At 70.6% G+C, this 24159-nt stretch carries 19 protein-coding genes, 2 tRNA genes and 1 riboswitch; of the genes, 10 read left to right on the top strand and 11 right to left on the bottom strand.

Going from position 1 to position 24159, the window contains the following annotated elements; all coding sequences use genetic code 11:
* Positions 1-4 precede the first annotated feature (4 nt).
* Complete coding sequence (locus AB0J58_RS23250; RefSeq protein ID WP_364218646.1) at positions 5-931, bottom strand: sugar ABC transporter permease; 927 nt, start codon at positions 929-931, stop codon at positions 5-7.
* Positions 928-2283: an extracellular solute-binding protein gene (locus AB0J58_RS23245; protein WP_364218644.1), complete on the bottom strand. Its 1356-nt coding sequence runs from the start codon at positions 2281-2283 to the stop codon at positions 928-930. Before AB0J58_RS23245 ends, AB0J58_RS23250 begins: the two co-directional genes overlap by 4 nt.
* Positions 2284-2639: 356 nt before the next feature.
* Between AB0J58_RS23245 and AB0J58_RS23240 the strand changes: the two genes are divergently transcribed.
* The 7 genes from AB0J58_RS23240 to AB0J58_RS23210 all read left to right on the top strand — a co-directional run bounded on the left by AB0J58_RS23240 (position 2640) and on the right by AB0J58_RS23210 (position 11138).
* Positions 2640-5096 carry a glycoside hydrolase family 3 N-terminal domain-containing protein gene (locus tag AB0J58_RS23240; protein WP_364218642.1) on the top strand — a complete coding sequence of 819 codons (2457 nt, stop codon included), beginning with the start codon at positions 2640-2642 and terminating at the stop codon, positions 5094-5096.
* The gene (locus AB0J58_RS23235; protein ID WP_364218640.1) at positions 5080-6144 is read left to right on the top strand and encodes a LacI family DNA-binding transcriptional regulator; all 1065 of its coding nucleotides are present in this window, start codon (positions 5080-5082) and stop codon (positions 6142-6144) included. Before AB0J58_RS23240 ends, AB0J58_RS23235 begins: the two co-directional genes overlap by 17 nt.
* Positions 6145-6376: 232 nt before the next feature.
* The gene (locus AB0J58_RS23230; RefSeq protein WP_364218638.1) at positions 6377-7180 is read left to right on the top strand and encodes a trypsin-like peptidase domain-containing protein; all 804 of its coding nucleotides are present in this window, start codon (positions 6377-6379) and stop codon (positions 7178-7180) included.
* 27 nt (positions 7181-7207) lie between these two features.
* A complete protein-coding gene (locus tag AB0J58_RS23225) occupies positions 7208-8197 on the top strand; it encodes a MoxR family ATPase (protein WP_364218636.1) in 990 nt (329 codons plus the stop codon).
* Between the two features lie 6 nt (positions 8198-8203).
* On the top strand, positions 8204-9088 hold the full coding sequence (locus AB0J58_RS23220; protein WP_364218634.1) for a DUF58 domain-containing protein: 885 nt from the start codon (positions 8204-8206) through the stop codon (positions 9086-9088).
* A gap of 43 nt (positions 9089-9131) precedes the next feature.
* Complete coding sequence (locus tag AB0J58_RS23215; RefSeq protein ID WP_364218632.1) at positions 9132-10082, top strand: VWA domain-containing protein; 951 nt, start codon at positions 9132-9134, stop codon at positions 10080-10082.
* Positions 10083-11138, top strand: a complete 1056-nt coding sequence (locus AB0J58_RS23210; protein WP_364218630.1) for a VWA domain-containing protein — start codon at positions 10083-10085, stop codon at positions 11136-11138.
* 45 nt (positions 11139-11183) lie between these two features.
* On the opposite strand, the gene AB0J58_RS23205 is transcribed toward AB0J58_RS23210, so the two are convergent.
* From AB0J58_RS23205 to AB0J58_RS23185, 5 genes are all read right to left on the bottom strand, one after another.
* Positions 11184-12158, bottom strand: coding sequence for a hypothetical protein (locus AB0J58_RS23205; protein WP_364218628.1), 975 nt, complete (start codon positions 12156-12158; stop codon positions 11184-11186).
* A 3-nt stretch (positions 12159-12161) separates the two neighbouring features.
* Positions 12162-12298, bottom strand: a riboswitch (cyclic di-AMP (ydaO/yuaA leader).
* 72 nt (positions 12299-12370) lie between these two features.
* A complete protein-coding gene (gene galT, locus AB0J58_RS23200) occupies positions 12371-13450 on the bottom strand; it encodes a galactose-1-phosphate uridylyltransferase (protein ID WP_364218626.1) in 1080 nt (359 codons plus the stop codon).
* Positions 13447-14247: a DeoR/GlpR family DNA-binding transcription regulator gene (locus AB0J58_RS23195; protein ID WP_364218624.1), complete on the bottom strand. Its 801-nt coding sequence runs from the start codon at positions 14245-14247 to the stop codon at positions 13447-13449. The genes galT and AB0J58_RS23195 overlap by 4 nt, the downstream gene beginning before the upstream one ends.
* Positions 14248-14333: 86 nt before the next feature.
* Entirely contained in the window at positions 14334-14930 is a 597-nt protein-coding gene (locus AB0J58_RS23190; RefSeq protein ID WP_364218623.1) for a metal-dependent phosphohydrolase, read from the bottom strand.
* 361 nt (positions 14931-15291) lie between these two features.
* Complete coding sequence (locus AB0J58_RS23185; protein ID WP_364218622.1) at positions 15292-15879, bottom strand: TIGR03086 family metal-binding protein; 588 nt, start codon at positions 15877-15879, stop codon at positions 15292-15294.
* Positions 15880-16064: 185 nt separating this feature from the next.
* Here AB0J58_RS23185 and AB0J58_RS23180 point away from each other — a divergent pair, with 185 nt between their 5' ends.
* Positions 16065-17609 (top strand): choice-of-anchor I family protein, encoded by a 1545-nt coding sequence (locus tag AB0J58_RS23180; protein ID WP_364218621.1) that lies wholly within the window; start codon positions 16065-16067, stop codon positions 17607-17609.
* Between the two features lie 172 nt (positions 17610-17781).
* On the opposite strand, the gene AB0J58_RS23175 is transcribed toward AB0J58_RS23180, so the two are convergent.
* From AB0J58_RS23175 to AB0J58_RS23165, 3 genes are all read right to left on the bottom strand, one after another.
* The gene (locus AB0J58_RS23175; protein WP_364218619.1) at positions 17782-19437 is read right to left on the bottom strand and encodes a SpoIIE family protein phosphatase; all 1656 of its coding nucleotides are present in this window, start codon (positions 19435-19437) and stop codon (positions 17782-17784) included.
* A gap of 62 nt (positions 19438-19499) precedes the next feature.
* Positions 19500-21086 (bottom strand): NAD(P)/FAD-dependent oxidoreductase, encoded by a 1587-nt coding sequence (locus AB0J58_RS23170; RefSeq protein WP_364218617.1) that lies wholly within the window; start codon positions 21084-21086, stop codon positions 19500-19502.
* 184 nt (positions 21087-21270) lie between these two features.
* Complete coding sequence (locus AB0J58_RS23165; RefSeq protein ID WP_364218615.1) at positions 21271-22629, bottom strand: TrpB-like pyridoxal phosphate-dependent enzyme; 1359 nt, start codon at positions 22627-22629, stop codon at positions 21271-21273.
* A 388-nt stretch (positions 22630-23017) separates the two neighbouring features.
* Here AB0J58_RS23165 and AB0J58_RS23160 point away from each other — a divergent pair, with 388 nt between their 5' ends.
* Complete coding sequence (locus AB0J58_RS23160) at positions 23018-23482, top strand: hypothetical protein (RefSeq protein WP_364218613.1); 465 nt, start codon at positions 23018-23020, stop codon at positions 23480-23482.
* A 396-nt stretch (positions 23483-23878) separates the two neighbouring features.
* Here the strand turns inward: AB0J58_RS23160 and AB0J58_RS23155 are convergent.
* Positions 23879-23949: transfer RNA gene (locus AB0J58_RS23155), tRNA-Gly, on the bottom strand.
* Between the two features lie 89 nt (positions 23950-24038).
* Between AB0J58_RS23155 and AB0J58_RS23150 the strand changes: the two genes are divergently transcribed.
* Positions 24039-24112, top strand: a tRNA-Pro gene (locus tag AB0J58_RS23150).
* Positions 24113-24159 lie beyond the last annotated feature (47 nt).

The raw sequence follows: 24159 nt of genomic DNA, 5'->3' as shown, positions 1-24159 counted from the left end.
ATGGTCAGGCCCCTTCCATTTGGCTGGCTCCTGCGTCGCGGCCGCCGAGCCGGCGCAGCAGCAACGCCAGGGCGAGGCCCACCAGGACGAGGATGACGGCGATGGCGCTGGCCGGTCCCATGAGGTTGGCCTGGAACCCGCGCTTGTACATGTCCAGGGCGAGCACCCGGGTGGCGTCACCAGGCCCGCCCGCGGTCAGCACGAAGATCAGGTCGAAGAAGGTCAGGGACCCGACGACCATGAGGGTGGAGGACGTGATGATCGTGTACTTGAGCTGCGGCAGCGTGATGCTGAAGAACTTGCGGACGCGGCCCGCGCCGTCTATCTCGGCGGCCTCGTACATGGAGCGCGGGATCTGCCGCACGCCGCCCTGGTAGATCAGCGAGTGGAAGGGGATGAACTGCCACGACACCACGAAGATCACGACACCGAAGGCGAGGACGGGCTCGCCGAGCCAGTCCTGTACGAGCAACTCGATGTTCAGCCCGGCACCGAGCCCGAAGTTCGGGTCGAGCAGCGCCTTGTAGGCGATCGCGATGGCGGCCGAGCTCAGCAGCAGCGGGATGAAGTACAGCACGGCCAGCAGCGCGCGGTAGCGCTGCCGCCCGGCCAGGAACACCCCGAGCAGGATGCTGGCCGGGGTCTGGACCGCCCAGGAGACGGCCATCACCAGCAACGTCACCCACAGCGCGTGCAGGAGACCGGGGTCGGCGAGCACGGCTCGCCAGCTTGTGAACCCGGACATCTGGATCTCGCCGAGCCCGTCCCAGGACGTGAAGCTGAGGAACAGGACCCCGACCAGCGGAATCACCCCGAAGGCGACGAAGAACAGCAGGGCCGGAACGGCCAGCCACGGAAGGACGCCGCCTCGGCTCCCTCGCGTGGCGGCCGGCGGCGTCCTTCTCCGAGCGGGGGTGGCCAACGCGTTCAACTGCCGATGACCGCGTTCATGTTGGACGCGAACTGCTCCGGCGTGATCGACAGCTGGAACAGCTTGGCGATGTTGTCCAGCAGCACCTCGGCCGCGGTGGGGCTGAGAGCCTGGTCCCAGGACTGGGCGAACGACTTGGCGTTGCTGGCGATGCCGTAGACGAACTTCAGGAAATCCTCGTCCTTGGCGCCGGCGAACGCGCTGTCGGCGCCGTTGACGATCGGCACCGCGCCCGTGCCCGCCCACTCCTTGACGTCCTCGTCGTTGAGCACGGCGGTGGCGAAGAACTTCTTGGCGATCTCCTTCTGCTCGGGGGTCGCCTTGGAGGAGATCGACAGGTACTGGCCGGGGTTGCCGACGGTGTTACCGGGGTCGCCCTTGCCGCCTTCGACCGGCGGGAAGTTCATGTAGCCGAGGTGGCCGCCGGAGACGAAGTCGCCGCCGTCGGCCGACATGCTGCCGTACGTCCAGCCGCCATGCAGCATCATCGCGGCCTTGCCGGTGTACAGCAGGGCCTGGTCGGCGTTGGAGTCGGCGGTGATCGAGGAGAAGCCCTTGATGAACCCGTCCGCCTTGACGAGTTCCTGCAGCTTGGTCAGGGCGTCGAGGGCGGCGGGGTGGGACCAGGCGTCCTTCTTGCCATCGAACACGGCCTGGAACACCTCGGGGCCGCCGATGCGGTCGAAGAGGAACTCCAGCCACATCATGTTCGTCCAGCGGGACTGGCCTCCGAGGGAGAACGGGGCGATGCCGGCGGCGTTGAACTTGGGGACCAGGGCCATGATGTCGCCCCACGACTCGGGCGGTTCCGCGCCGACCTGGTCGAAGACCTTCTTGTTGTAGTACAGGATGATGGGCTGCATGGTCTCGGCCGGCATCGCGTAGATCTTGCCGTCGATCGTGGCCGCACCGAAGGAGGAGGCGAACAGCCGGTCCTTCACGGCGGGGTTCTGCTCGAACCACGAGGTGAGGTCCTCCACCTGGCCGGCCTGCACGTAGGTGCGCAGGGTCCCGCCGCCCCAGCCCCAGATGATGGTGGGCGCCTGGCCCGCCCCGATCGCCGTCTTGATCTTCGTTTTGTAGGCGTCGTTCTGCATGGTCGTGAAGGTGATCTGCCCGTTGGGGTTGGCCCGGTTGAACCGCTCCACGGCCCGGGTGCGCACGCCCTCCTGCGGCTGGACCGACAGGAACCAGTAGCTGGCCTTGTTCGCGGCGTTCCCGCCGCTGCCGCCGGCCCCGGTTCCACCCGCCGGGGTGGGGCCGGAAGTGCCGCAGGCCGCCAGCGCGGCCCCCAGGGGAACGCCGATGGAGAGACTGAGGAAGGTACGGCGAGACGGTGTCGTTGGTTTCACGCTGATCTCCGTATGTCGAATGCCAAGGCTGGGTGCGGCTCCAGGTGAAACATCAGTGGCGGTGGTCGTCCGCCGTGGATCAGCACCTCCGCTGCCAGGCGTCCGCTCCTCTTGAGTCCGGTATGTCGAAACATTTCCGAAATAAGCCGCGTGGCACGTCAATTTAGATTTCCGCTACTTACCTGTCAAGAGGGGTCTCGCGTCGACCGGGCTAAGTGTTCAAGATGTGTAAAGTACCCTTATCTAGGGCTTTTCCGGTCATCCGGTGTGCGGCAGGATGTCGAGTAGAGCTGCCGCAAGGTGCCGAAATATTTCGGAGAACCGCGGGAACGGATTTTTTCTTGAGGGGAGAGCAGATGACGGCGCTAGATGGGGTTTCCGCGGCGGGCCGGATCCTCCGTCCGTGGCAGGACCCGGCACTCCCCGTGGCCGAGCGGGTCGACGCCCTCCTTGAGGAGATGACCCTGGAGGAGAAGGTCGGCCAGCTCGGCAGCCGGTGGCCGGGCAACGCCATGCGGGCCGACCAGGGCGGGGAGCCCGAGAAGAGGTCCGAGGGCACGGCGAACGTCGCCCCGATGCAGGACGTCTTCGCCGCCTCGGGAGGCGTGCCCTTCGAGGAGACGATCCGCCACGGGCTCGGCCACCTGACACGAGTGTTCGGCAGTGCTCCGGTGACCGCGGCGGAGGGCGCCGCTGAGGTGGTGCGGCTGCAGTCCGAGGTGGTGAAACACTCCCGGCTCGGCATCCCGGCGCTGGTCCACGAGGAGTGCCTGACCGGTTTCACCACCTACGGTGCGACCGTCTACCCGGCGGCCATCGCCTGGGGTGCGACGTTCGACCCGGACCTGGTGGAGCGGATGGCCACCGCCATCGGGCGGGACATGCGCGCCCTGGGCGTCCACCAGGGCCTGTCACCGGTGCTGGACGTGGTGCGCGACTACCGCTGGGGCCGGGTCGAGGAGACCATGGGCGAGGATCCGTACCTCGTCTCGATGCTCGGCGCGGCCTACGTGCGCGGCCTGGAGAACGCCGGGGTCATCGCCACGCTCAAGCACTTCGCCGGTTACTCCGCCTCCCGGGCGGCCCGCAACCACGGCCCGGTGCCGATGGGGCGGCGCGAGCTGATGGACATGATCCTGCCGCCGTTCGAGACCGCCCTCGTCGAGGGCGGCGCGCGTTCGGTCATGAACTCCTACTCCGACGTGGACGGCGTTCCCGCCGTGGCCGACTCGTGGCTGCTGACCGACCTGCTGCGCGACGAGTGGGGGTTCACCGGGACGGTGGTGTCGGACTACTGGGCGATCCCGTTCCTCGCGACGATGCACCAGGTCGCCGCGGACGCGGGCGAGGCCGGGGTGCAGGCGCTGACCGCGGGCATCGACGTCGAGCTGCCCGACACGCTCGGCTTCGGCCCGCATCTGGTCGAACGGGTGCGGCGGGGTGAGCTGCCGGAGTCCCTGATCGACCGGGCAGCCCGGCGCCTGCTCACGCAGAAGGTGCAGCTCGGACTGCTGGACCCGGACTGGACGCCGGAGAAGTCGGTGGCCGGGGCACGGGCCGTGGACCTGGACTCGCCGGCCAACCGGGCGCTGGCCCGGGAACTGGCCGAGCGGTCGATCGTGCTGCTCGACGCGGGCACCGCGCTGCCGTTGCTCGGCGAGGGGCGTCCGGAGCCGCGCCGGGTGGCCGTGGTCGGCCCCTGCGCCGACGACCCGCACACGTTCATGGGCTGCTACGCCTTCCCCAACCACGTGCTGCCCCGGCATCCGGGGCTCGGGCTCGGCGTGGCCGCGCCCAGCCTGCTCGACGCGCTGCGGGCCGAGCTGCCCGACGCCGAACTGATCCACGAGCCGGGCTGCGACGTGCGGGGCGACGACCGCTCCGGCTTCGCCGCCGCACTCCGGGCGGCCCGTGAGTCCGACGTGTGCGTGGCAGTCGTCGGCGACCTGGCGGGGATGTTCGGGCTGGGTACCTCGGGCGAAGGCTGCGACGCCGACGACCTGCGGCTGCCCGGCGTGCAGGAGGACCTGCTGGCCGAGCTGGCCACCACCGGCACGCCGGTCGTGGTGGTCGTCGTCTCGGGCCGCCCGTACGCGCTGGGCGGTGTGTCCGGGACCGCCGCCGCGCTCGTCCAGGCGTTCATGCCCGGCGAGGAGGGCGGGGCGGCCATCGCCGGGGTCCTGTCCGGCAGGGTGCAGCCCAGCGGAAAGCTGCCGGTGCAGATCCCGCGCGGCCCGGGCGGGCAGCCGGGCACCTACCTGCAACCGCCGCTGGGCTCCAACAGCCACGGCATCAGCAATCTCGACCCGACCCCGCTGTTCCCGTTCGGGTACGGCACCTCGTACACCACCTTCGAGGTCGACTCCTTGAGGATCAGCGACGCCGAGGTGCCCACCGACGGCGAGTTCACCGTGTCGGTGCGGGTGCGCAACACCGGGGGCCGGACGGGGGAGGAGGTCGTCCAGCTCTTCCTGTACGATGTGGTCGCCCAGGTCACCCGGCCGGTGCGGCAGCTCACCGGGTTCACCCGGGTCCGGCTGGAGCCCGGCGCGAGCGCCCTGGCGACCTTCACCGTACCCGCCGACCGGACCGCGTTCACCGGGCGCGACCTGCGGCGCGTCGTCGAACCGGGGGATCTTGAGGTGCTCGTGGGCACGTCGGCGTCCGATCTGCCCTGCCGGGGCCGCATACGACTGACCGGCCCGCTGCGCCACGTCGGCCCAGGCCGCCGGCTGGTCACCCGGGTGGATGTGGAACCGGTACCGGGCTCTTCCGCCACACACCAGGGAGGAACAGATGCCGGCCAGTCCTAGACGGGCCACGCTGGCCATGGTCGCGGCCTCGGCGGGCGTGTCGATCGCGACCGTGTCGAAGGTGCTCAACGGCCGAGGTGACGTCTCCCCGGTGACCCGTTCCCTGGTGGAGTCGTTGCTGGAGCAGCACCGCTACGTCGCGCCGCCGCAGCGCCGCCGGGGCGACGCGGCCGTGCCGGCCACGATCGAAGTGGAGTTGGACGCCGACCTCAACGCGTACTCGACCGAGATCGTCCAGGGCGCCGTGCAGGCTGGGGCCGAGGCCGACGCGGCGATCGTGGTGAGCATCCGGACGAACGCCGACCGCGCCGGAGCCTGGGCGCGCGGCCTGGTCACGGCCGGACGGCGGGCCCTGATCGCCATCACCAGCGAGCTGACCGCCGGGCAGCTCGCCGCCCTGTCCCGGGTGCGGCTGCCACTGGTCGTGATCGACCCGCTGAACCTGCCGCAGACCAGAGGGGTCACCAGCGTCGGCTCGACGAACTTCGCCGGGGGCCTGGCCGCGACGCAGCACCTGCTCACGCTCGGACACCGGCGCATCGCCTACCTCGGCGGCCCGGCCACCGCCGCCTGCAACCAGGCCCGGCTACACGGCTACCGCGCCGCCATGGAGGCCGCAGGCGCCTCGGTTCCCCCGGGTTACGTACGGGCGGGGCACTTCCGCTACCGGGACGGTGTGACGGGCGGCGCGGCCCTGTTCGACCTGCCTGAGGTCCCCACGGCCGTCTTCACCGGCTGCGACGACATCGCGCTCGGCGTGCTGGAGGCGGCCAGGGCGCGAGGGTTGCGCGTGCCCGAGGACCTCAGCATCGTCGGCTTCGACGACACCCAGGTCGCCTGCATGGCCTCGCCCCCGCTGACCACCGTACGCCAGCCGCTGCGAGAGATGGGCGGCGTCGCCGTACGCACGGCCCTGCGCCTGGCGGCAGGCGAACGAGTCGACTCCCACCACGTCGAACTCGCCACCGAACTGGTGGTGCGCGGCTCCACCGCCCCCGCCCCGCCCGAGGGCTCCCCCGGCCACGGGGGAACGGCCGGGGCCCGCTGACCTTCGCGGTGAAGCCGGCCGATGGGGCGGGACGCGTTCTCCCGGTGCCGCCTCCTTGCTCCCGGCCGGACGCGTGGCTCGGGGGGCGGCAGGCTCCATCGGCTTGGGCAGGGCGGTCGGCGCCGCCATCCTCGTCTCCGTGCTGCGCGCGTGGGGTCGCGGGGGCCGATTCTCAGGGAGTTCTCAGGCGGAGTTTGTAGCACTTTCAACTGAAATTTATGAGTATGTGGCAATGGAGCGTGTGCCGCAGCAGGCCGATGCGGCCGATGCTCAGGGAGCCGTGGCCGGGAGGGCTCGGCGGTTCGCCGTCGGGGGCGGCGCCCTTGTCGTCGTGGCGCTGCTCGCGTACTGGCTGGGAAGCAGCAGTGGGAACGGCGAGGAGGCCGCGCCCAGGCCGAGCGCGACGCCGACGCCCAGTGCGATGCTCACGGTGCCCGACGTCTTCAAGAGGGTCGGGCCGTCGGTGGTGGTCATCCAGGCCGGGAAGTCGCTTGGAACCGGGGTGATCGCGGCCGAGGACGGGACGATTCTGACGGCCCACCACGTCGTCGAAGGCACTTCGAACAAAGGCGCAGAGAACGTCACCGTGACGTTCGCCGACGGCACCAGGACGAAGGCCGTTGTCGCGTCGTCGAATCCCAAGCTCGACGTCGCGACCCTCAAACCCGCGAAACTGCCGGAGATCGTCATCCCGGCGACGCTCGGCGGCACCGCGACCGTGGGCGTGCCTGTCGTGGCGATCGGCAATCCGCTGGGCCTGACCTACAGCGTCTCCACCGGCGTCGTGTCGGGCCTGAACCGGACCGCCAAAGACGGCGGCCTGAACGGGCTCATCCAGTTCGACGCCTCCGTGAACCCGGGCAGCTCCGGCGGTCCCCTCCTGGACGCCCGCGGCCTGGTCATCGGGATCGTCGTCTCGATCGCCGACCCGGGAGGAGACGAGGCGTTCGCCGGCATCGCGTTCGCGGTGCCGATCGGCGCGGCACTGGGCGGTGGCGAGGGCGACGGCCCGCCGGGCGGCGGGCCCGAGATCTGACCGAAGCGTCACGAGAAGGAACACCATATGACCTCGACCAAGTCCTCCACGTCGGCCCATCCGCTCGAACATGTGCTGTTCGAGGTCAAACGCACGATCGTCGGTCAGGACGTCCTGCTGGAGCGCATGGCCGTCGCGTTGGTCGCCGGCGGCCACCTGCTCGTCGAGGGCGTGCCGGGCCTGGCCAAGACGCTCGCGGTGAGGTCGCTGGCCGCCGCGATCACCGGGAGTTTCCAGCGCGTCCAGTTCACCCCCGACCTGGTGCCGGCCGACCTCGTGGGGACGCGGGTCTACCACCAGCACTCCGGGGAGTTCAAAACCGAGCTCGGCCCGGTGTTCGCGAACCTGCTGCTGGCCGACGAGATCAACCGCGCCCCCGCCAAGGTGCAGAGCGCCCTGCTGGAAGTGATGCAGGAGCATCAGGTGACGATCGGCCGTGAGACGTTCCGGGTGCCCGAGCCGTTCCTGGTCATGGCGACGGAGAACCCGATCGAGTCGGAGGGCACCTACCCGCTGCCCGAAGCGCAGGTCGACCGTTTCATGATGAAGGTGGTCGTCGACTATCCGACGCAGCCCGAAGAGCAGGCGATCGTCGAACGAGCGCTGCGTCCGCCCGAGCCGCCGCGGCCGATGGTGACGGCCGAGGAGCTGATCGCGATGCGGGCCCGCGCTCAGCAGGTGTACGTCGATCCGGCGATCGTCGACTACGCGGTACGGCTGGTCTCCGTGACGCGTTCCCCCGCGACGGCCGGGCTCGGCGAGCTGGAACGGTATGTCACCTACGGGGCGAGCCCGCGGGCGTCCATCGCGCTCGTCACGGGCGCCCGGGCGCTGGCGTTCCTGCGCGGCCGCAGCTACGTCCTGCCGCGCGACCTGTCCGAGCTCGCGCTCGACGTGCTGCGCCACCGCCTCGTGCTGTCCTACGAGGCCCTCGCGGACGACGTCGACGCCGACACGATCATCACCAGGGTGCTCGGGGCCGTCCGGGCGCCCGACGTCGTCCTGCAGAACCGCTGAGCCGCCATGGCCGCCGCCCCCGAGAGGCTCCTGCTGCGCCTGGAGTGGAAGGTCGTCCGCAGACTCGACGGCCGGCTCCAGGGCGCGCACCGCACCGCGCACCGCGGCTCCGGGATCGACTTCACCGGGTTGCGCCCCTACGGCGACGGTGACGACGCCCGGCACATCGACTGGAACGTGACCGCACGGCTGGACGAGCCGCACCTGCGAGTGTTCACCGAGGACCGCGAGCTGACGGTGTGGCTTGTCCTCGACCGGTCGGCGTCGATGGCGGCCGACCGGCCGGGGCGCGGCAAGCGCGACGTACTCGCCGAGCTCGCGCTCGTCCTCACTCGGCTGTTCGGCCGGGGCGGCAACCGCGTCGGCGCCCTGCTGTTCGACACCGGGATGCTGCGCGTCGTGCCGCCCGGCACCTCCCGGCGGCACGCGCTGCGGATCGGCGCCGAGCTGGAACGCACCTCCAAGGCGCGCGGTGGCACCACCACCGACCTGGCGGAGATGCTCGATGCGGCCGGACGGCTCGCGCGCCGCCGCGCACTCGTCGTGGTGCTGTCGGACTTCATCGGCGACGGCGACTGGGAGCGCTCGCTCCAGCGCCTGGCCAGGCGGCACGAGGTGGTCGCCCTGCGGATCGCGGACACGGCCGACGACGTGCTGCCCGAAGCCGGGCTGATCGTGGTCGAGGACGCCGAGACCGGCGAGCAGCTCGTCGTCGACTCCGCCGACCCGCTGTTGCGGGTCCGCTTCCGCGCCGCCGTCGACGCCCGCGACGCCCGGCTCGAGGCGGGCATGCGCCGGGCCGGGGTGCCCGTCCACCGCATCGACACCGACCGCGATCTGGCCGAGACGCTCGTCGAGGTCGTCGCCCGAACCGGGGACCGGTCGCCATGACCGAGCCTGCCGAGGTCATCGACGGACATGTGAGGCCGGCCTCATGACCCTGTCCTCCCCGCTGCTGCTGGCCGTCGGACTGCTCGTCACGGCGGCGCTCGCCTGGGCTGCCGTCGTCTCGGCGCGCCGCCGGACGGCCGCCCTCACCGCGGCCGGGGTCGCTGTGCCGGGCAGCCGCCGGACGTACCTCGGAGTCGGCCTGACGATCGCCGGCGTCGGGGTACTCGCGATCGCCATCGCCGGACCGGCGGCCATGGTACCGGTCCCGCGGACCGCGGGCACCGTCATCCTCGCCATCGACGTCTCCAACAGCATGGGGGCGGACGACGTCGTGCCCACCCGGCTGGCGGCCGCGCAGCGGGCGGCCCGCGCGTTCGTGGCGGCCCAGCCCGACAGCGTCGACATCGGAGTCGTCGCGTTCGAACGGGGCGCGCTCACCACCGCGCGGCCCGACGCCGACCACTCCGTCGCGCTCAAGGCCATCGACCGGCTGAAGATCACTGGCGGCACCTCGCTGGGGACGGCCATCACGGGCTCGCTGTCGGCGATCACCGGCAAGCAGGTGGCCGTCGGCCGCGACGGCGCCGCCCCCGACATCGGCTACTGGCCGTCGGCGACGATCGTGATGTTCTCCGACGGCCAGAACCAGGGCGCGGACGTCGAGCGCGCCGCCACCGTGGCCCAGCGGGCGGGCGTCCACATCCACACCGTCGGGGTCGGCACCACCGCCGGGGCGACGGTGCGGGTCGACGGCTACCACCTGCGGACCTCGCTCGAGGAGGACACCCTCACCTTGATCGCGCAGACCACCGGCGGCGCCTACCACCCCGCCTCCGACACCGCGCGGCTCGACGGGATCGCCGACACGATCGACCTGCGGCTCACCGTCTCCGACGAGCCGCTGCCCCTCGCCGGCGGGCTGATCGGGCTCGCCCTCGCGCTGTTCACCGCGGGCGCGGCGCTCACCGTGCTCCGGTCCGGACGGGTGATCTGAATGTCGTTCTCGTGGCCGTGGGCAATGCTGTCCATCCTGGTCATCCCGCTGATCTTCGCGATCCGCGAGTGGGCGCGGCGCCGCCGCCGGCGGGCCGCTGTGCGCGTCACCTCGATCGCGCTCGTACGCAGCGCCCTGCCCGGCCGTACGCGCTGGACGCGGAAGATCCCCGCGGCACTGTTCGTAGCCGGACTCGCGCTGCTCGCGGTCGGGGCCGCGCGACCACAGGCGTCGGTCCCGGTGCCACAGACGTCGGCGACGATCCTGCTCGCCTTCGACACCTCCGGCTCCATGTGCTCCACGGACGTCGACCCCAACCGCATCACCGCCGCGAGGAAAGCCGCCGCCGAGTTCATCGAGTCGCAGCGGGGCGGGCCGCGCATCGGCCTGGTCACCTTCGCGGGCACCGCGGGTCTGCTCGTCCCGCCCACCGACGACACCGACTCGCTGATCGAGGCGCTGGACGGCCTCACCGTGTCCCGGGGCACCGCGATCGGGCAGGCCGTGCTCACCTCGATCGACGCGATCGCGGAGGTCGACCCGTCGGTCGCCTCCACCGGGGCGAACCCCGGCGGCGGGTCGGGCTACGCCGCTGCCGCGATCGTCGTGCTCACCGACGGCGCCAACACCCAGGGCGTCGACCCGCAGCTCGCCGCCCAGGAGGCGGCCCTGCGCCGCGTCCGTGTCTTCACCATCGGCTTCGGCACCACGAACCCGGCCCCGATGGTCTGCGACAACTCACAGTTCGACGGCCGCGGATTCGGCGGCTGGGGCGGCGGCTTCGGCGGTCGCGGCGGATTCGACAGGGGCCGCAACCCCCGTGTCATCGACGAGCCCGCACTCAAACGGATAGCCCAGACCACCGGCGGCTCCTACCACCGCGCTGAGAACGCCGACCAGCTCCAGAGCGCCCTCGACGCCCTCCCCGGCAGCTTCACCGTCATCCGGCAACAGGTCGACACCGCCCCCGCCTTCGCCGCCGGGGGCGCCGCCCTCGTCACCGCGGCCCTGTCCCTCTCCCTCTGGTGGAATCGCCCCCGGACACCGACCCGCTGACGTACCCGTGGCCGCAACGCCTCAGCGGCCCCCGCGGGGACGGCGCTAGTACATCGAGATGTGCGGGTGGTCGTAGTGGTTGGCGGTGATGCCGCCGCGGTTGGACATGGTTCTCCAGCCGGAGCCGTGGTTGATGCGCTGGCGCCAGATCACGTACTTCACCCCGAGCTTGGCCTTGTTCTTGATGGCCCAGGCGGCGATCTCGTCGCCGAGCCGGAGATTGGCGGCCGAGGGCATCGTGCCGCCGGTGCTCATCATGAAGTCGCAGGCGCGGCCGAGGGGGTGCTCGCCGCCGTCGTTCGCGGACCGGTAGCAACCGACCGAGTACGGGAGGTCGAAGCGTCTCTTGACGGCCTCACGCATGATCCGGGTCCGGTCGGTGATGTTGTCGGCGCCGGTGGGGAGTTGCGGGGCCCAGCTGCCGTCGGCGCGGCGCCCGGAGCCGACGGGGGCGAGCTGGTCGAGCTTGTTCTTGATGTCCTTGATCACGTCTTCGACCTCGTCGCGCTGGGTCTGCATCTCTCTGGCCTCCTCACCGATGTCGTCGGTGAGCTTGGCGGCCGTCTCGGTCGCCCTCTTCCTGCGTTCGAGGCTCTCGGCGAAACCCTGCAGGTGGGCGCTCTGCTGGGCGGTGAGCTGCTCCATCACCGCGGCTCCCCCCATGTCGTCGGCGAACAGCAGCGCGGGCAGGCCGCCGGTGCTGCTCTGGTAACGGAGCTGGACTATGGAGTCGACCTGCTTCTCCGCCCTGGCGTAGAGGTCCTCGGCCCTGGCCAGGTTCTGCTTGGCGACGGCCTCGGCCTTCTGCGCCTTCTTGAGGGACTCGCGCTTGGCCGCGTAGGCCTCGATCAGCGAGTCGACCTTCTTGCCGAGTTTGGCCAGCTCGGCGCGGAGCTTGGCCTCGGTCGGCTTGGGCTCCGCGCTTCCCGCGGTGGGGGCGCCGAGGGTGAACGTGGCGATCAGGCTCGCACAAAGGGCCAGAGCCGCATGCCGACGGAACGTGGGGGACGGGGCCGCCACGAACTCTCCTCTCCTTCCGCCTACCGGGTTAGCTGACGGGTTCGGGCTGGAGAACGCCCTTCCACCGAAGTGGTTTCACCCCAGGTGCGGTGGTTCCCCGGCTCCCGGGCGATGCGCCTGGGATTAGGCATATCGGCTGTTGCAGCCGATGTGGGAAGGATAGTAGTGGTAAACAGAGGGTCACGCGACTTCAAGACGAGACCAATTGGTGATCAGTTCGTGACAACAGAGCGCAGAAGGTGTGCTGCCTCCTCGGGCAGCACGTCGTTCACGAAGGCGCCCATGGCCGACTCGGAGCCGGCGAGATATTTCAGCTTGTTCGGCGCGCGGCGGATGCTGAACAGCTCCATGTGCGCGTACGACAGGTCACGACCGGTGTTGACCGGCGCCTGGTGCCAGGCCGCGATGTAGGGCATCGGCACGCCGAACAGTCCGTCGAGGCGGCGGAGCACGTCGGTGTAGAGCGGTCCGAACGCCGCGCGCTCCGCGGGCTCCAGGCCGACCAGATCGGGGACCTGCCGGTGGGGGTAGAGGTGGACCTCCACCGGCCAGCGGGCCGCGGCCGGGACGAACGCCGTCCAGTGCTCGTTCGAGGCCACCACCCGGATCCCGGCCTCCCGCTCCGCGGCGAGCACGTCGGCGAACAGGTTGCCGCCGGTCCGCTCCCGGTGCCGCCCGGCCGCCCCGAGGGTCAGCCTGGTGCGCGGGGTCACGTAGGGGTACGCGTAGATCTGGCCGTGCGGGTGGAGCAGGGTGATGCCGATCTCGGCTCCCCGGTTCTCGAAGCAGAACACCTGCTCCACGCCCGGCATCGCCGACAACTCCGCCGTACGGTCGATCCAGGCCTCCATGACCAGCTCCACCTGCTCGGGGGGGAGCATCGCGAACGAGGAGTCGTGCTCGGCGGTGAAGCAGACCACCTCACAGCGGCCGATCCCGGGGCGGACCTCACTCAACCCGCCGACCTGCTGATAGTCCCCCAGACGGGTGGAGAACGAGGGGAACCTGTTCTCGAAGACCGCCACGTCGTAGGCGGCGGACGGGATCTCGGTGAGGTTGCCGGAGGTGGAGGGGCAGAGCGGGCACTCGCTGGCCGGAGGCAGGAAGGTGCGGCCCTGGCGGTGTCCGGCCACCGCGATCCACTCCTCGGTCAGCGGGTCGTAGCGCAGCTCGGAGGCGGTGGGGCGGGGCGGCAAGTCGCGTCTGTCGACCGCTCCGCGGTCGGCGTCGTCGCGGTGGTCGAAGTAGAACAGTTCCCGGCCGTCGGCCAGGTGGGTGATCGTACGCTTCATCGGCCGACGCTCTCGCTCTCCTGCTGCGGTTCTGTGATGATCAGCTCTCCCACCGAGGCGGCGAGCTCCTCGCGGGCCTCCCCGGTCAGGCCGGAGTCGGTGACCACGACGTGGGCCTGGGACAGCTCGGCGATCGTGCTGATGCCGACCGTGCCCCACTTGGTATGGTCGGCGAGCACCACCAGGCGGTGCGCGGAGGCGACCAGTTCGCGGTTGGTCTCGGCCTCCAGCAGGTTGGGTGTGGTGAACCCGGCTCTGGCGCTCATCCCGTGCACGCCGAGGAAGAGGGTGTCGACGTGGAGCCCCCGGATCGCCGTGACCGCGACCGGGCCGACCAGCGCGTCGGAGGGGGTGCGGACCCCGCCGGTGAGCACGACCGTGCGGTCGGCCCTTGGGGAGCGGTGGAAGACGTCGGCGATCCGGATCGAGTTGGTGATCACGGTCAGCTCGGGCACGTCGGTCACATGGTGGGCGAGCGTCCAGGTCGTGGTTCCCGCGGAGAGTGCGATGGCGGTGGCGGGCCGGACGAGCCGGGCGGCCCGCCGGGCGATCGTCTCCTTCTCCGCCTGCTGGCGCGCCGACTTGGCGGCGAAGCCCGGTTCCTCGGTCGAGCCGGAACCGGCGGCGGTGGCGCCACCGTGGACCTTCTCCACCAGTCCGCGCTCGGAGAGCACCTCAAGGTCGCGCCGGATCGTCATGTCGGACACGCCGAGCTCCCGGACGAGATCGGCGACCCTGACCCCGCCCCTGCTCCGCACCCTCTCCAGGATCGCCTGCTGCCGCTGCTGGGCGAGCATTGACTCACTCCCTTTAATTCACCAGATTCCACCAAAATACCACAGTGAGTATCGGGAAATACTGTTGAATTGTGGTGGTCGTCCGCTCACAGCCGCTCAAGCTCCGCCATGATGTTCGCCCGTGCCGCCTCCTCCAGATCGGCGATGTGGAAGATCGCCGGAAGGTCGAGCAGCGAGCGCAGCACCGCGGCCCTGCCGGACCTGAAAGCGTCGTCGGGCACGAAGGCGTACTCCTCGCGTACGGCGGCCGCGTAGGCGGCGTAGATCTCCGGCACCGCGCCCAGGATCGCCAGGTCCGCGTCGGACAGCACGGCCCCGTCCGCGTCGCCCGGTGCGGGGGCGTGCGTGACGGTCAGCCTGACCAGCCGGGCGACCGTGGCCACCGCCTCGGGGGAGAGCCCCGTCTCCGGCAGCGCGCGCTCGGCGAGGATGGCGCTCCGCTCCTCGTTGTCGCCGCGCCGCGGGTCGTAGACGGCGTCGTGGAACCAGGCCGCCAGCCGTACCAGGTCCGGGTGCTCGGCATGAGAGGCCAGGGTGTCGATGTGGGTGAGCACGGCCTCCAGGTGGGTGACGGTGTGATACCTGCGGTGCGGCTCGTCGTACCGGGTGATCAGTTCACGGCCCAGGGGTTCGGCCTCGGGACCGGCCAGGGACCGCCAGCGGGCCATCAGCTTCTCGCGCATGAGGGTGAGCCTAGGGAAGATCCTCAGAATCGGGGCGGACGCACCCGCGGGAGGCGCTGATCGTCAAGGTTGGGGCAACGCACTCACCGGAGCGGGGTGGGTCGCGGTTCGGGCCTTGCGCGCCGGGCGTCGCAGGAGGAACGTGAAGGTCTGAACCGGTGACATCGAGTCCCGTACGGGTCCGGAACCACGGAGGCCTGCGCTCGCGGGACCTGGAAGGACCTCAGGGAAGGGGTGGTCGGCATGGCCAGAAGATCACGTAAGGGCAAGGCCCGCAAGAAGAACAAGGCCAACCACGGCAAACGGCCGACCGCTCGCTAGCCGTACCGACCACAGAGGCCGAGCACACGGAGACGGGCGGTCACGCGCGGCGGCCCCAGGAGGCCAGCAGCCGGGCCTGCGCGTCGGTCTCGGAGGGCACCTTCCGGTGCTCTCCGGCCTGATGCTCCCCGAGGGCGGCGGCCTGCCGGTAACCGAAGCCCGCGTCGGCGAACCAGGTGGCGCAGGCGGTGACCAACTCCGGGTCGAGCCGCTCGTCGGCGCCGATGGCGCGGGCCAGGTCCCAGGTGTGGATGAGGGCGTCGGCGAACAGTTCGGTGATGTACTCCCGGCCGGGCACGTCGCCGAAGGGCAGGTGGACGACGCGGTCGAGGACCCGGTGATCGATCGCCGCCTGGACGGCGGGCACGGCCGAGGTGTCGAACGCCTTGATGGGGTCGTCGCCGAGCAGGTCGCCCTCGAAGACGTCGCCGATCTCCGCGTGGGTCCGCCCGGCCAGCAGCTCGGGAGCCCACAGGTTCTCGCCGACCACGTGGTTGACGAGGGAGCGCACGTCCCAGTCGACGCACGGTGTCGGATTCTCCCACTGGTCGGGGCCGATGCGGTGGACGAGAGCGCCGAAGTCGTCCAGCGCGCGACGGTAAGCCTCGGGTACGTCGATGGTCATCATGCCCTCCCGATACCCTCCCGGGTTCTCTCCCGGCCCTCATCTTGACCGTAACCCCTGGCCCGCCAGTAGTCATCGCGTCAACGGACATGACCGGCACGTCCGGCGGCGCATCCGACCGGACCGCTTCATCTCCCGGTCATCTCGGCGTCAGGGAAGAGTCACGACATGGCGTGAGGATCTCTTCTATGCGCATCACGACCTTCACCCGAGCGGCCGTCGCCGCGGCCACCGGCCTGATCCTGCTGCCCGCGGCCGGGACCCCGGCCGCCGCCGAATCCGGTCCCCGAGGTGTCGAACTGACCTTCCTCGGCCGCCACGCCACCGGCACCGTCGCCGCCGGTGCCTCGGAGATCACCGCGTACGACGCCAAGACCCGCCGGGTGTTCGTCGTGAACGCGCAGGCCGGCACCGTTGACGTGCTCGACATCCGCGACCCGCGCAGGCCTCGCAAGGTCGCCACCCTGGCCACCCCCGGGGCCAACAGCGTCGCGGTACGCGACGGTCTGGTCGCCGTCGCCCAGCAGGCCGCGGTCAAGACCGACCCGGGCACCGTCGCCTTCTTCGACGCCCGGAGCGGGAAGAGGCTCAGGCAGGTGACCGTCGGCGCGCTGCCCGACATGGTGACCTTCACCCCCGACGGGCACCGGGTGGTCGTGGCCAACGAGGGCGAGCCGTCCTCCTACTGCGAGGGGGAGAAGGCCGACCCCGAGGGCTCGGTGAGCGTCGTCGATCTGAAGCGCTGGACGGTGCGGACCGCGGGGTTCCAGAGGTTCGACGCCGAGCGGCTGCGGAGCAAGGGGGTGCGGATCACCGGTCCCGGGGCCACCGCCGCCCAGGACCTGGAACCCGAGTACGTCACCGTCGACGGTGACACCGCCTACGTCACCCTCCAGGAGAACAACGCGCTCGCGATCGTCGACCTGAAGCGGGTGGAGGTCAAGGACGTCGTCCCGCTGGGCCTGAAGGACTGGTCGAAGAGCGGCTTCGACGCCTCGGACCGGGACGGGAGGATCGACATCAGGCCCAGGCCGGTGAGGGGCCTCTACCAGCCCGACGGGATCGCGCACTTCCGCGACCGCGGACGCACCTACCTGGTCACCGCGAACGAGGGCGATGGGCGCGACTGGGGCTGCCACGCCGACGAGGTCAGGGTGAAGTCCCTGAACCTCGCGATGCCGGACGCGGAGAACCTCAAGAAGGACGGCGAGCTCGGCCGGCTGAACGTGGCCGTCGACTCGCCCAGGGACGCGAGCGGCGCCTACACCGAGCTGCACGCGTTCGGCGCCCGTTCGATCTCGATCAGGTCCTCCTCCGGAGAGCTCGTCTGGGACTCCGGCGACGAGCTGGAGCGGCTCGTCGCCAAGGAACTGCCCGAGGCGTTCAACGCCGACAACGAGGCGAACGACTCCTTCGACAGCCGCAGCGACAACAAGGGCCCCGAACCCGAGGGGGTCGCGGTCGGCGAGGTGCGCGGCCGCACCTACGCCTTCGCCGGGCTGGAGCGGGTCGGCGGGATCGTCGCCTACGACATCGACGACCCCCGGGCGCCGGATCTGGCCGGATACGTCAACACCCGCGACCTCGCCGGCTCGGTCGCGGACGGCACCGCCGGGGACGTGGGCCCCGAGGGTGTGCTGTTCATCCCCGCCTCCGACAGCCCGACCCGCCACGCGCTCCTGGTGGTGGGCAACGAGATCAGCGGTACCACCGCGATCTACGAGGTTCGCTGAGCCGCGCGGCCGCGAGGACACGCCGTACACCGACCGGCCTGTTCCCCCGCCGAGCACGTCACCGGCGCGGGAACAGGCCGGTGACGTCGCCGGCCTGACCCAACGGCCGTGGGACGCGAGCAGGACCGGGAGTGATCCCGGCCCCGCACGGCGAAGCGGGGCGGAGAGGAGATCAGCGCAGCCGCTGCTCGATCCAGACGATCTTGCCCTTCGGGGTGAGACGGGAGCCCCAGCGGTGGGCGAGCCAGTTGATGAGGTGCAGGCCGCGGCCGGTGTCGCTGGTGGTGGACGCCTCCCGCATCACCGGCTCGGACGCGGAGCTGTCGGATACCTCGCAGACCAGCGTGGGCCCGCGCAGCAGGCGTAGCTCGACCTCGCCCTGGCCGTGTTCGACAGCGTTGGCGACCAGCTCGCTGACCATCAGCTCGGTGTTGTCGCACAGGGAGTCGAGTCCCCAGCCTCCGAGTGTGGCCCGGACGAAGCGGCGGGCCTGTGAGGCGGAGCGGCGGTCGGCGGGCAGCGACGTCTCGACGAACTCCTTGTCCGTCAGCTCGGACACCCTGGCCAGCAGCAGGGCGATGTCGTCGCGCTCGTGCCCCGGCCGCTGGGCGCCGATCGTGAGGTCGCAGACCTCCTCCAGGTCCTGGTCCTGGCCGGAGAGCAGGCCGCGCAGCGCGCCGATGCCCTCCTCGATGTCCCGGTCGCGGCTCTCCACCAGGCCGTCGGTGTAGAAGGCGAGCACGCTGCCGTCGGGGAGCGTGAACTCCCGCATCTCGGCGGGTTCGTTGCCGATGCCCAGGGGCAGTCCCGGCGGCAGCTCCAGCAGCTCGGTCCCGCCGCCCGGCCGCACCAGAATCGGCGGAACGTGACCCGCGCAGGCTATCGCGCACCGCCGCGTGACCGGATCGTAGGTGGCGTACACGCACGTGGCGATCTGGCTGGCGTCCAGGTCCTGGCTCATCAGGTTGAGCCGGAACAGCACGTCGGCCGGGCTCAGGTCCAGGCTGGCCAGCGTGCGGGCGGCCGTGCGGAGCTGGCCCATGGTGGCGGCGGCCCTGATGCCGTGCCCCATCACGTCGCCGACGACGAGGGCGACCCGGCAGCCGGGCAGCGGGATCACGTCGTACCAGTCGCCGCCCACCCCGACCAGATCGCTGGCGGGCAGGTAGCGGGAGGCGATCGTCAGGCCCAGCGGCTGGGAGAGGTCGACGGGCAGCAGGCTGCTCTGCAGGGTCAGCGCGGTACGGCGCTCCCGGTTGTAGAGCCTGGAGTTGTCGAGGCACACCCCGGTCCTGGCCGCCAGTTCCTCGGCCAGGTTGACGTCCTGCTCGTCGAAGGGCTGGCTGGTGGGACGGCGGGTGAAGATGACGAAGCCGAGCACCCGGCCGCGCGCCTTCAGCGGCACCACCAGGAACGAGCTGTCCTCCAGCACCTTCGACACCGAGTCGCGCTTCCAGAACCGCCCGATCTCCTCGGCGGTCCGGCGCCCCAGGCGAGGGTAGAGGATCGGGTTGCCGGTGGCCATGCACCGGGCGTAGGGGGTCCACGACTCGTAGACGGCCACCTCGTCCACCGGGAACGCGGTGGCGTACACGCCCGGGGCGGGATCGGCCACGCCGACCGCGATCCGCCGTACCAGCGCCGAGCCGTCGGTGGTCTGCTGGGGGAACTCCCCCTCGGTCACCAACCGGTCCTGTACCAGGATGCCGGCCGCGTCCGCGAAGCGCGGCACGGCGACGTCCATGAGTTCCCTGCCGGTCTCGAACATGTCCAGTGTGCTGCCGATGCGTTTGCTGGCCGCGTTGAGCAGGGACAGCTGCTCGTGCATGGATGCGGGACTACCCATCCTGAACCCTGGCGTCGCTGGGTCTTTGGTGACGAAACGGGACTTCACTCGCTCCACCGGGGTGCGGGAACCGGCGTCCACCAGGTTGCCAGTTCGAGATCTTCTGCGATGGCGTTGGCGCCGTTGTATCCGGGGGCCGCGGAGACCGAGCCGCCGGGGTGGCTGCTGGCGCCACAGAGATAGAGGCCGTCGATGGGGGTGCGGTACCGGCCCATCTCGGGGACCGGCCGGTTTCCGCCCAGCTGGGATGGTTCGTAGGCCCCCACGTGGTGGCTGCCGCGCACCATGTTGACGCAGTGCCGCTCGATGTCGAGCGGTGAGAAGACCCGCCTGCCGAGGACGGCGCCTCCTGCGAGGTTGGGGGCGTACTCGGCCCATTCGGCGAGCAGCCGCTCACCGACCTCCTCGCGCCGACGGTCCCAGTTCGCCGCGTCGCCACCGAGGTCGTACGGGGCCCATGGCCACCAGAAGGCCACGTGTTTACCGTCCGGCGCGTACGAGGGGTCGAACAGCGAGGGGCACGCGCCGTTGCCGGCCAGCCGGTCGGGCAACTGTCCCCGATGGATCTGGTCGAAGGTGCGGCCGAGCTGCTCGCTGTCGTCGGCGCCGAGCACGACGAGGAAGGCCCGGTCCACGTCGGGCTCGAACTCGGCGGCCCGGTAGCGCGGCGCCTCGTCGAGTGCCAGGTGGAGGGTGACGAGGCTGTGTCCGGCCCACCGGTAGTCCTCGACCTTGGCCGCGATCTCCGGGCCGAAGTTCTCCGGGCCCGCCAGCCGGACGGTCTGCGGGGCGTCCACCGCGCTGGCCACGAACCGGCGGGCGGCGAGAACGTCGCCGCCTGCCAGCTCCACCCCGGTGGCCCGCCCGTCATCGACGAGGATCCGCTCGACATGGGCGCCGGTCACCACGGTGCCGCCGTGCTCCTCGATGACCGCGCGCAGCGCGCTCGCGACGTTCCCCGCACCGCCCACGGGCACACCGAGCCGGGCGATGCGCGACAGCAGCCGGGGGAAGAATCCGCCGGTGCCCGGCACGTCCTCGATGGAGATGGCGTGCAGGAAGGACTTGAACAGGACCCTGACCTGCTCGCTCTCGAAGTTCCTGTCGACGGCCTCGTACAGCGAGAGCGGCAGGTAGCTCAGCAGGTCGCGGCCCAGGTCGCCCTTGAGCCGCTCGGCGAGCACGGGGGGTGGTAACGGACTGGAGTACAGAAACCCGTTCATCAGGTCTCTGGCCGCCTCGGCGTAGCGCTCGTACAGCTCCAGCCAGCGCTCGGCGTCGGCCCTGGAGAACCGGGCGAAGGAGTCGGCGGTGCGTTTGGGGTCGGTGTAGACGGTGATCGCCCGGCCGTCCCGGAAGACCGTGGCGTGCTGGGTCTCGGGATAGACGTAGCTCAGGCCGTACCGCTGGAGTTCCAGGTCGGCGGGGACCGGGCCCTCCTCCAGGAAGTGGTAGCTGCTGTGGGTGTTGTGCCGGAACCCGGGGAGGGTGAGCTCCTGGGTGCTGCAACCACCGCCGACGACGTCGTTGCGCTCGACGACCGCGACCGACAGCCCCGCCTTCGCGAGGTAGGCGGCACACGTGAGGCCGTTGTGGCCCCCGCCCACGATGACGCCGTCGAACTCCGACACGTTCCCTCCAGGGCACTCTGACTGCTGGTATGGAGGATTGTAAAGAATGATCTATATGCGAACCCTGTGTTTAACAGAGATTCGTAGATATTTCCACATGGACTGGGACTTAGGGGCGCTTAGCCGACGAAGTGGCCACAGCAGGCCGCACCGGGAACTCCCTGAGTTCCCGGTGCGCGCCGGGTCACAGGGAGGGCAGGCCGGCCAGGGCCGTGTCGATCCGGTCCTGCGGCAGCGAGAGATCCTCAAGCCGCCCCGACAGGTAGCGGTCGTAGCCGTCCAGGTCGAAGTGCCCGTGCCCGCACACCGCGGTCAGCAGGACCTTCTCCTCGCCCGTCTCCCTGCACCGCAGTGCCTCGGCGACGACCTCGGCCAGCGCGTGGGCCGCCTCTGGAGCGGGGACGATCCCCTCGGACCTGGCGAAGCGCGACCCCGCCTCGAAGCAGTCGTTCTGCTCCATGGCCACCGCCTCGAACATCCCCAGCTCGTACAGGTGCGACAGCAGCGGGGACATGCCGTGGTAGCGCAGCCCGCCCGCGTGGATGGGATCGGGGACGAAGCCGTGGCCCAGGGTGTGCATCTTCAGCAGCGGGGTCAGCCCCGCGGCGTCGCCGAAGTCGTAGGCGTAGACGCCCCTGGTGAGAGACGGGCAGGCCGCCGGTTCGACCGCCCGGATCACCGGGGCCATCCGCCCGGCCAGCTTCTCCCGGAGGAACGGGAAGGCCAGCCCGGCGAAGTTGGAGCCGCCTCCGGTGCACCCCACGACCATGTCAGGTGCCTCGCCGAACGCGGCCATCTGCTCGATCGCCTCCTCGCCGATCACCGTCTGGTGCAGCAGCACATGGTTCAGCAGGCTGCCCAGCGCGTACCGGGTGCCCGGTTCGGCCCTCGCGATCTCGACGGCCTCGCTGATCGCGATGCCGAGGCTGCCCGGTGAGTCGGGGTCGTGGGCCAGTGCCTCGGCGCCGTACGCCGTCAGCGGGGACGGGCTCGGGTGCACGGTCGCGCCGTAGGCCCGCATCAGGCTCCTGCGGCCGGGTTTCCCGTCGTACGAGGCGCGGACCATCCACACCTCGCACTCCAGGCCGTACTGCGCGCAGGCGAACGCCAGTGCCGAGCCCCACTGGCCCGCCCCGGTCTCCGTGACCAGTTTCCCGACCCCCTGGCGCGCGTTGTAGTAGGCCTGCGGGACGGCGGTGTTCGGCTTGTGCGAGCCGGAGGGGGAGCCGCCCTCGTACTTGTAGTAGATCCTCGCGGGGGTGCCAAGGGCACGTTCGAGCCTGCGTGCCCGGATCAGCGGGGTGGGCCGCCAGAGCCGGTAGACGTCGCGGACGCTCGCCGGGATCGGGACGAACCGTTCAGCGCTCGCCTCCTGGTCGATCAGCTCCACCGGGAACAGTGGCATGAGATCGTCCGGCTCGACGGGCCGCGAGGTGGCCGGGTGCAGGATCGGTGGTGGCGGGACCGGGAGGTCGGCCACGATGTTGTACCAGTTGTGGGGGATACGGGACTCGTCGAGCAGGATTCGGGTGGCTTCGGTCATCGGGTGCCTCCACGTGTCGGATCCACTCAGTGCCGCTCTCGTCACCCACCGTAGTTCAGCTCGCGCGCGGCGTCCCGGTTCCTCGCGACACCCGCCGCCACCGAGGCCGTGACGGTCCGACCGGTTTCCGGACTGGCGCGCGAGTGGCGCGGCCTGAGGGTCCTGTGCGGACGCACACGCCCCGCCCGCCGGAGGCGTTCGGTCCTGAGCGAGCGGGCCGGCGCGATGTGAGGCGTTCCGAAGGGGCCGCGTAGCGGCTGGGCCCGCCGGCCGAAGCGTGATTCTCTGGGGTTGTCAGGCGAACCGGCCGGCCGGAAGCTTGAAGATCGTTAAGCTGCGTCGGGCAAGTAGGCCGGGTGCGGCCGCAGCGCTTGTGAAGGAGTCGCTAATGATCACCGACCCGACGCTCACCTGGATCGGCCAGGGGGTGGAGTTGCATCACCACCGAGGTCAGCGTGAAGCCGCTCGCGAGTTGTTCGCGGAGATCTGGGACAGCATCGGAGGCGAGCAGGGCGACCCGCTGCATGTCTGTGTCCTCGCCCACTCGATGGCCGACGTGCAGGACGACGTGCACCAGGAGCTGATGTGGGACCTGCGGGCGCTTGCCGCCGCCGATCTGGTCACCGATGAGCGGGCGGGTCAAGCCGGGGTGACTCTTTCGGTGGCCGGCCTGTATCCGTCGTTGCACCTCAACGTGAGCGAGTGCTATCGCAAGCTGGGCGATCTCGGCCGCGCCCGTGAGCACCTCCAGCGGGCGCGGGCCGAGATCGGCGCACTTGGCGACGACGAGTACGGGCAGCTCATCAAGGGTGGCCTGGAGCGGCTGGCCGAACAGTTGGATGACGCCACCTGACCGCGCCCCGGCGAATTCCCCGCACCAGCTGTTGATCTTTTTTCGTGGTCGCCACTCGGAGAGACAGGGCGGCCTGATGGCGGGGCCCCGGGCCTCCTTCCAGACGCTTCCAGGCGCGCTGCAAAGGGTCGGACGGACGTTCGCCTGGCGCTTCGGACGCTTCCACTGCCCCGCATGGGGCACGCCTCCGCGCGGGCGGCGCCCGTCTACCGGCGCGCGAGTCGAGACCGGGACAAGGTCATCGCGGCGGCGCCGGGCGGGGCGCTGACAGTGGCGCGGGAAAAAGAAAAAAGAAAGTCGGTGGCACACAGATGGCGGGGAAGGTCGGTGCGGGCGTGTGAAACCCAAAAGGCCAGGTCAACCATATGTCGGTTGACCTGGCCTTTTGCCATTCTGAGCGGACGACGGGAATCGAACCCGCGTAGCCAGTTTGGAAGACTGGGGCTCTACCATTGAGCTACGTCCGCGCGAAGCGGCTTCAGTCTGGTCTAGACTTCATCCGTTCGTCAGGGCGTAAGCGTACCGGAGTTCCGGAGCGTGCGCGCACTCGACCTACCGGGGTGTGGCGCAGTTTGGTAGCGCACCTGCTTTGGGAGCAGGGGGTCGCAGGTTCAAATCCTGTCACCCCGACCGCAGGTCAGAGGCCGATCCTCACGGGGATCGGCCTCTTCCGCTCC

It is taken from the genome of Streptosporangium sp. NPDC049644 (genome assembly GCF_040675205.1).
In the GTDB taxonomy this organism is placed as follows: Bacteria; Actinomycetota; Actinomycetes; order Streptosporangiales; family Streptosporangiaceae; genus Streptosporangium; species Streptosporangium fukuiense.
Note: the sequence above shows the minus strand (reverse complement) of the source record. Positions and strands in the feature narration are given on the sequence as shown.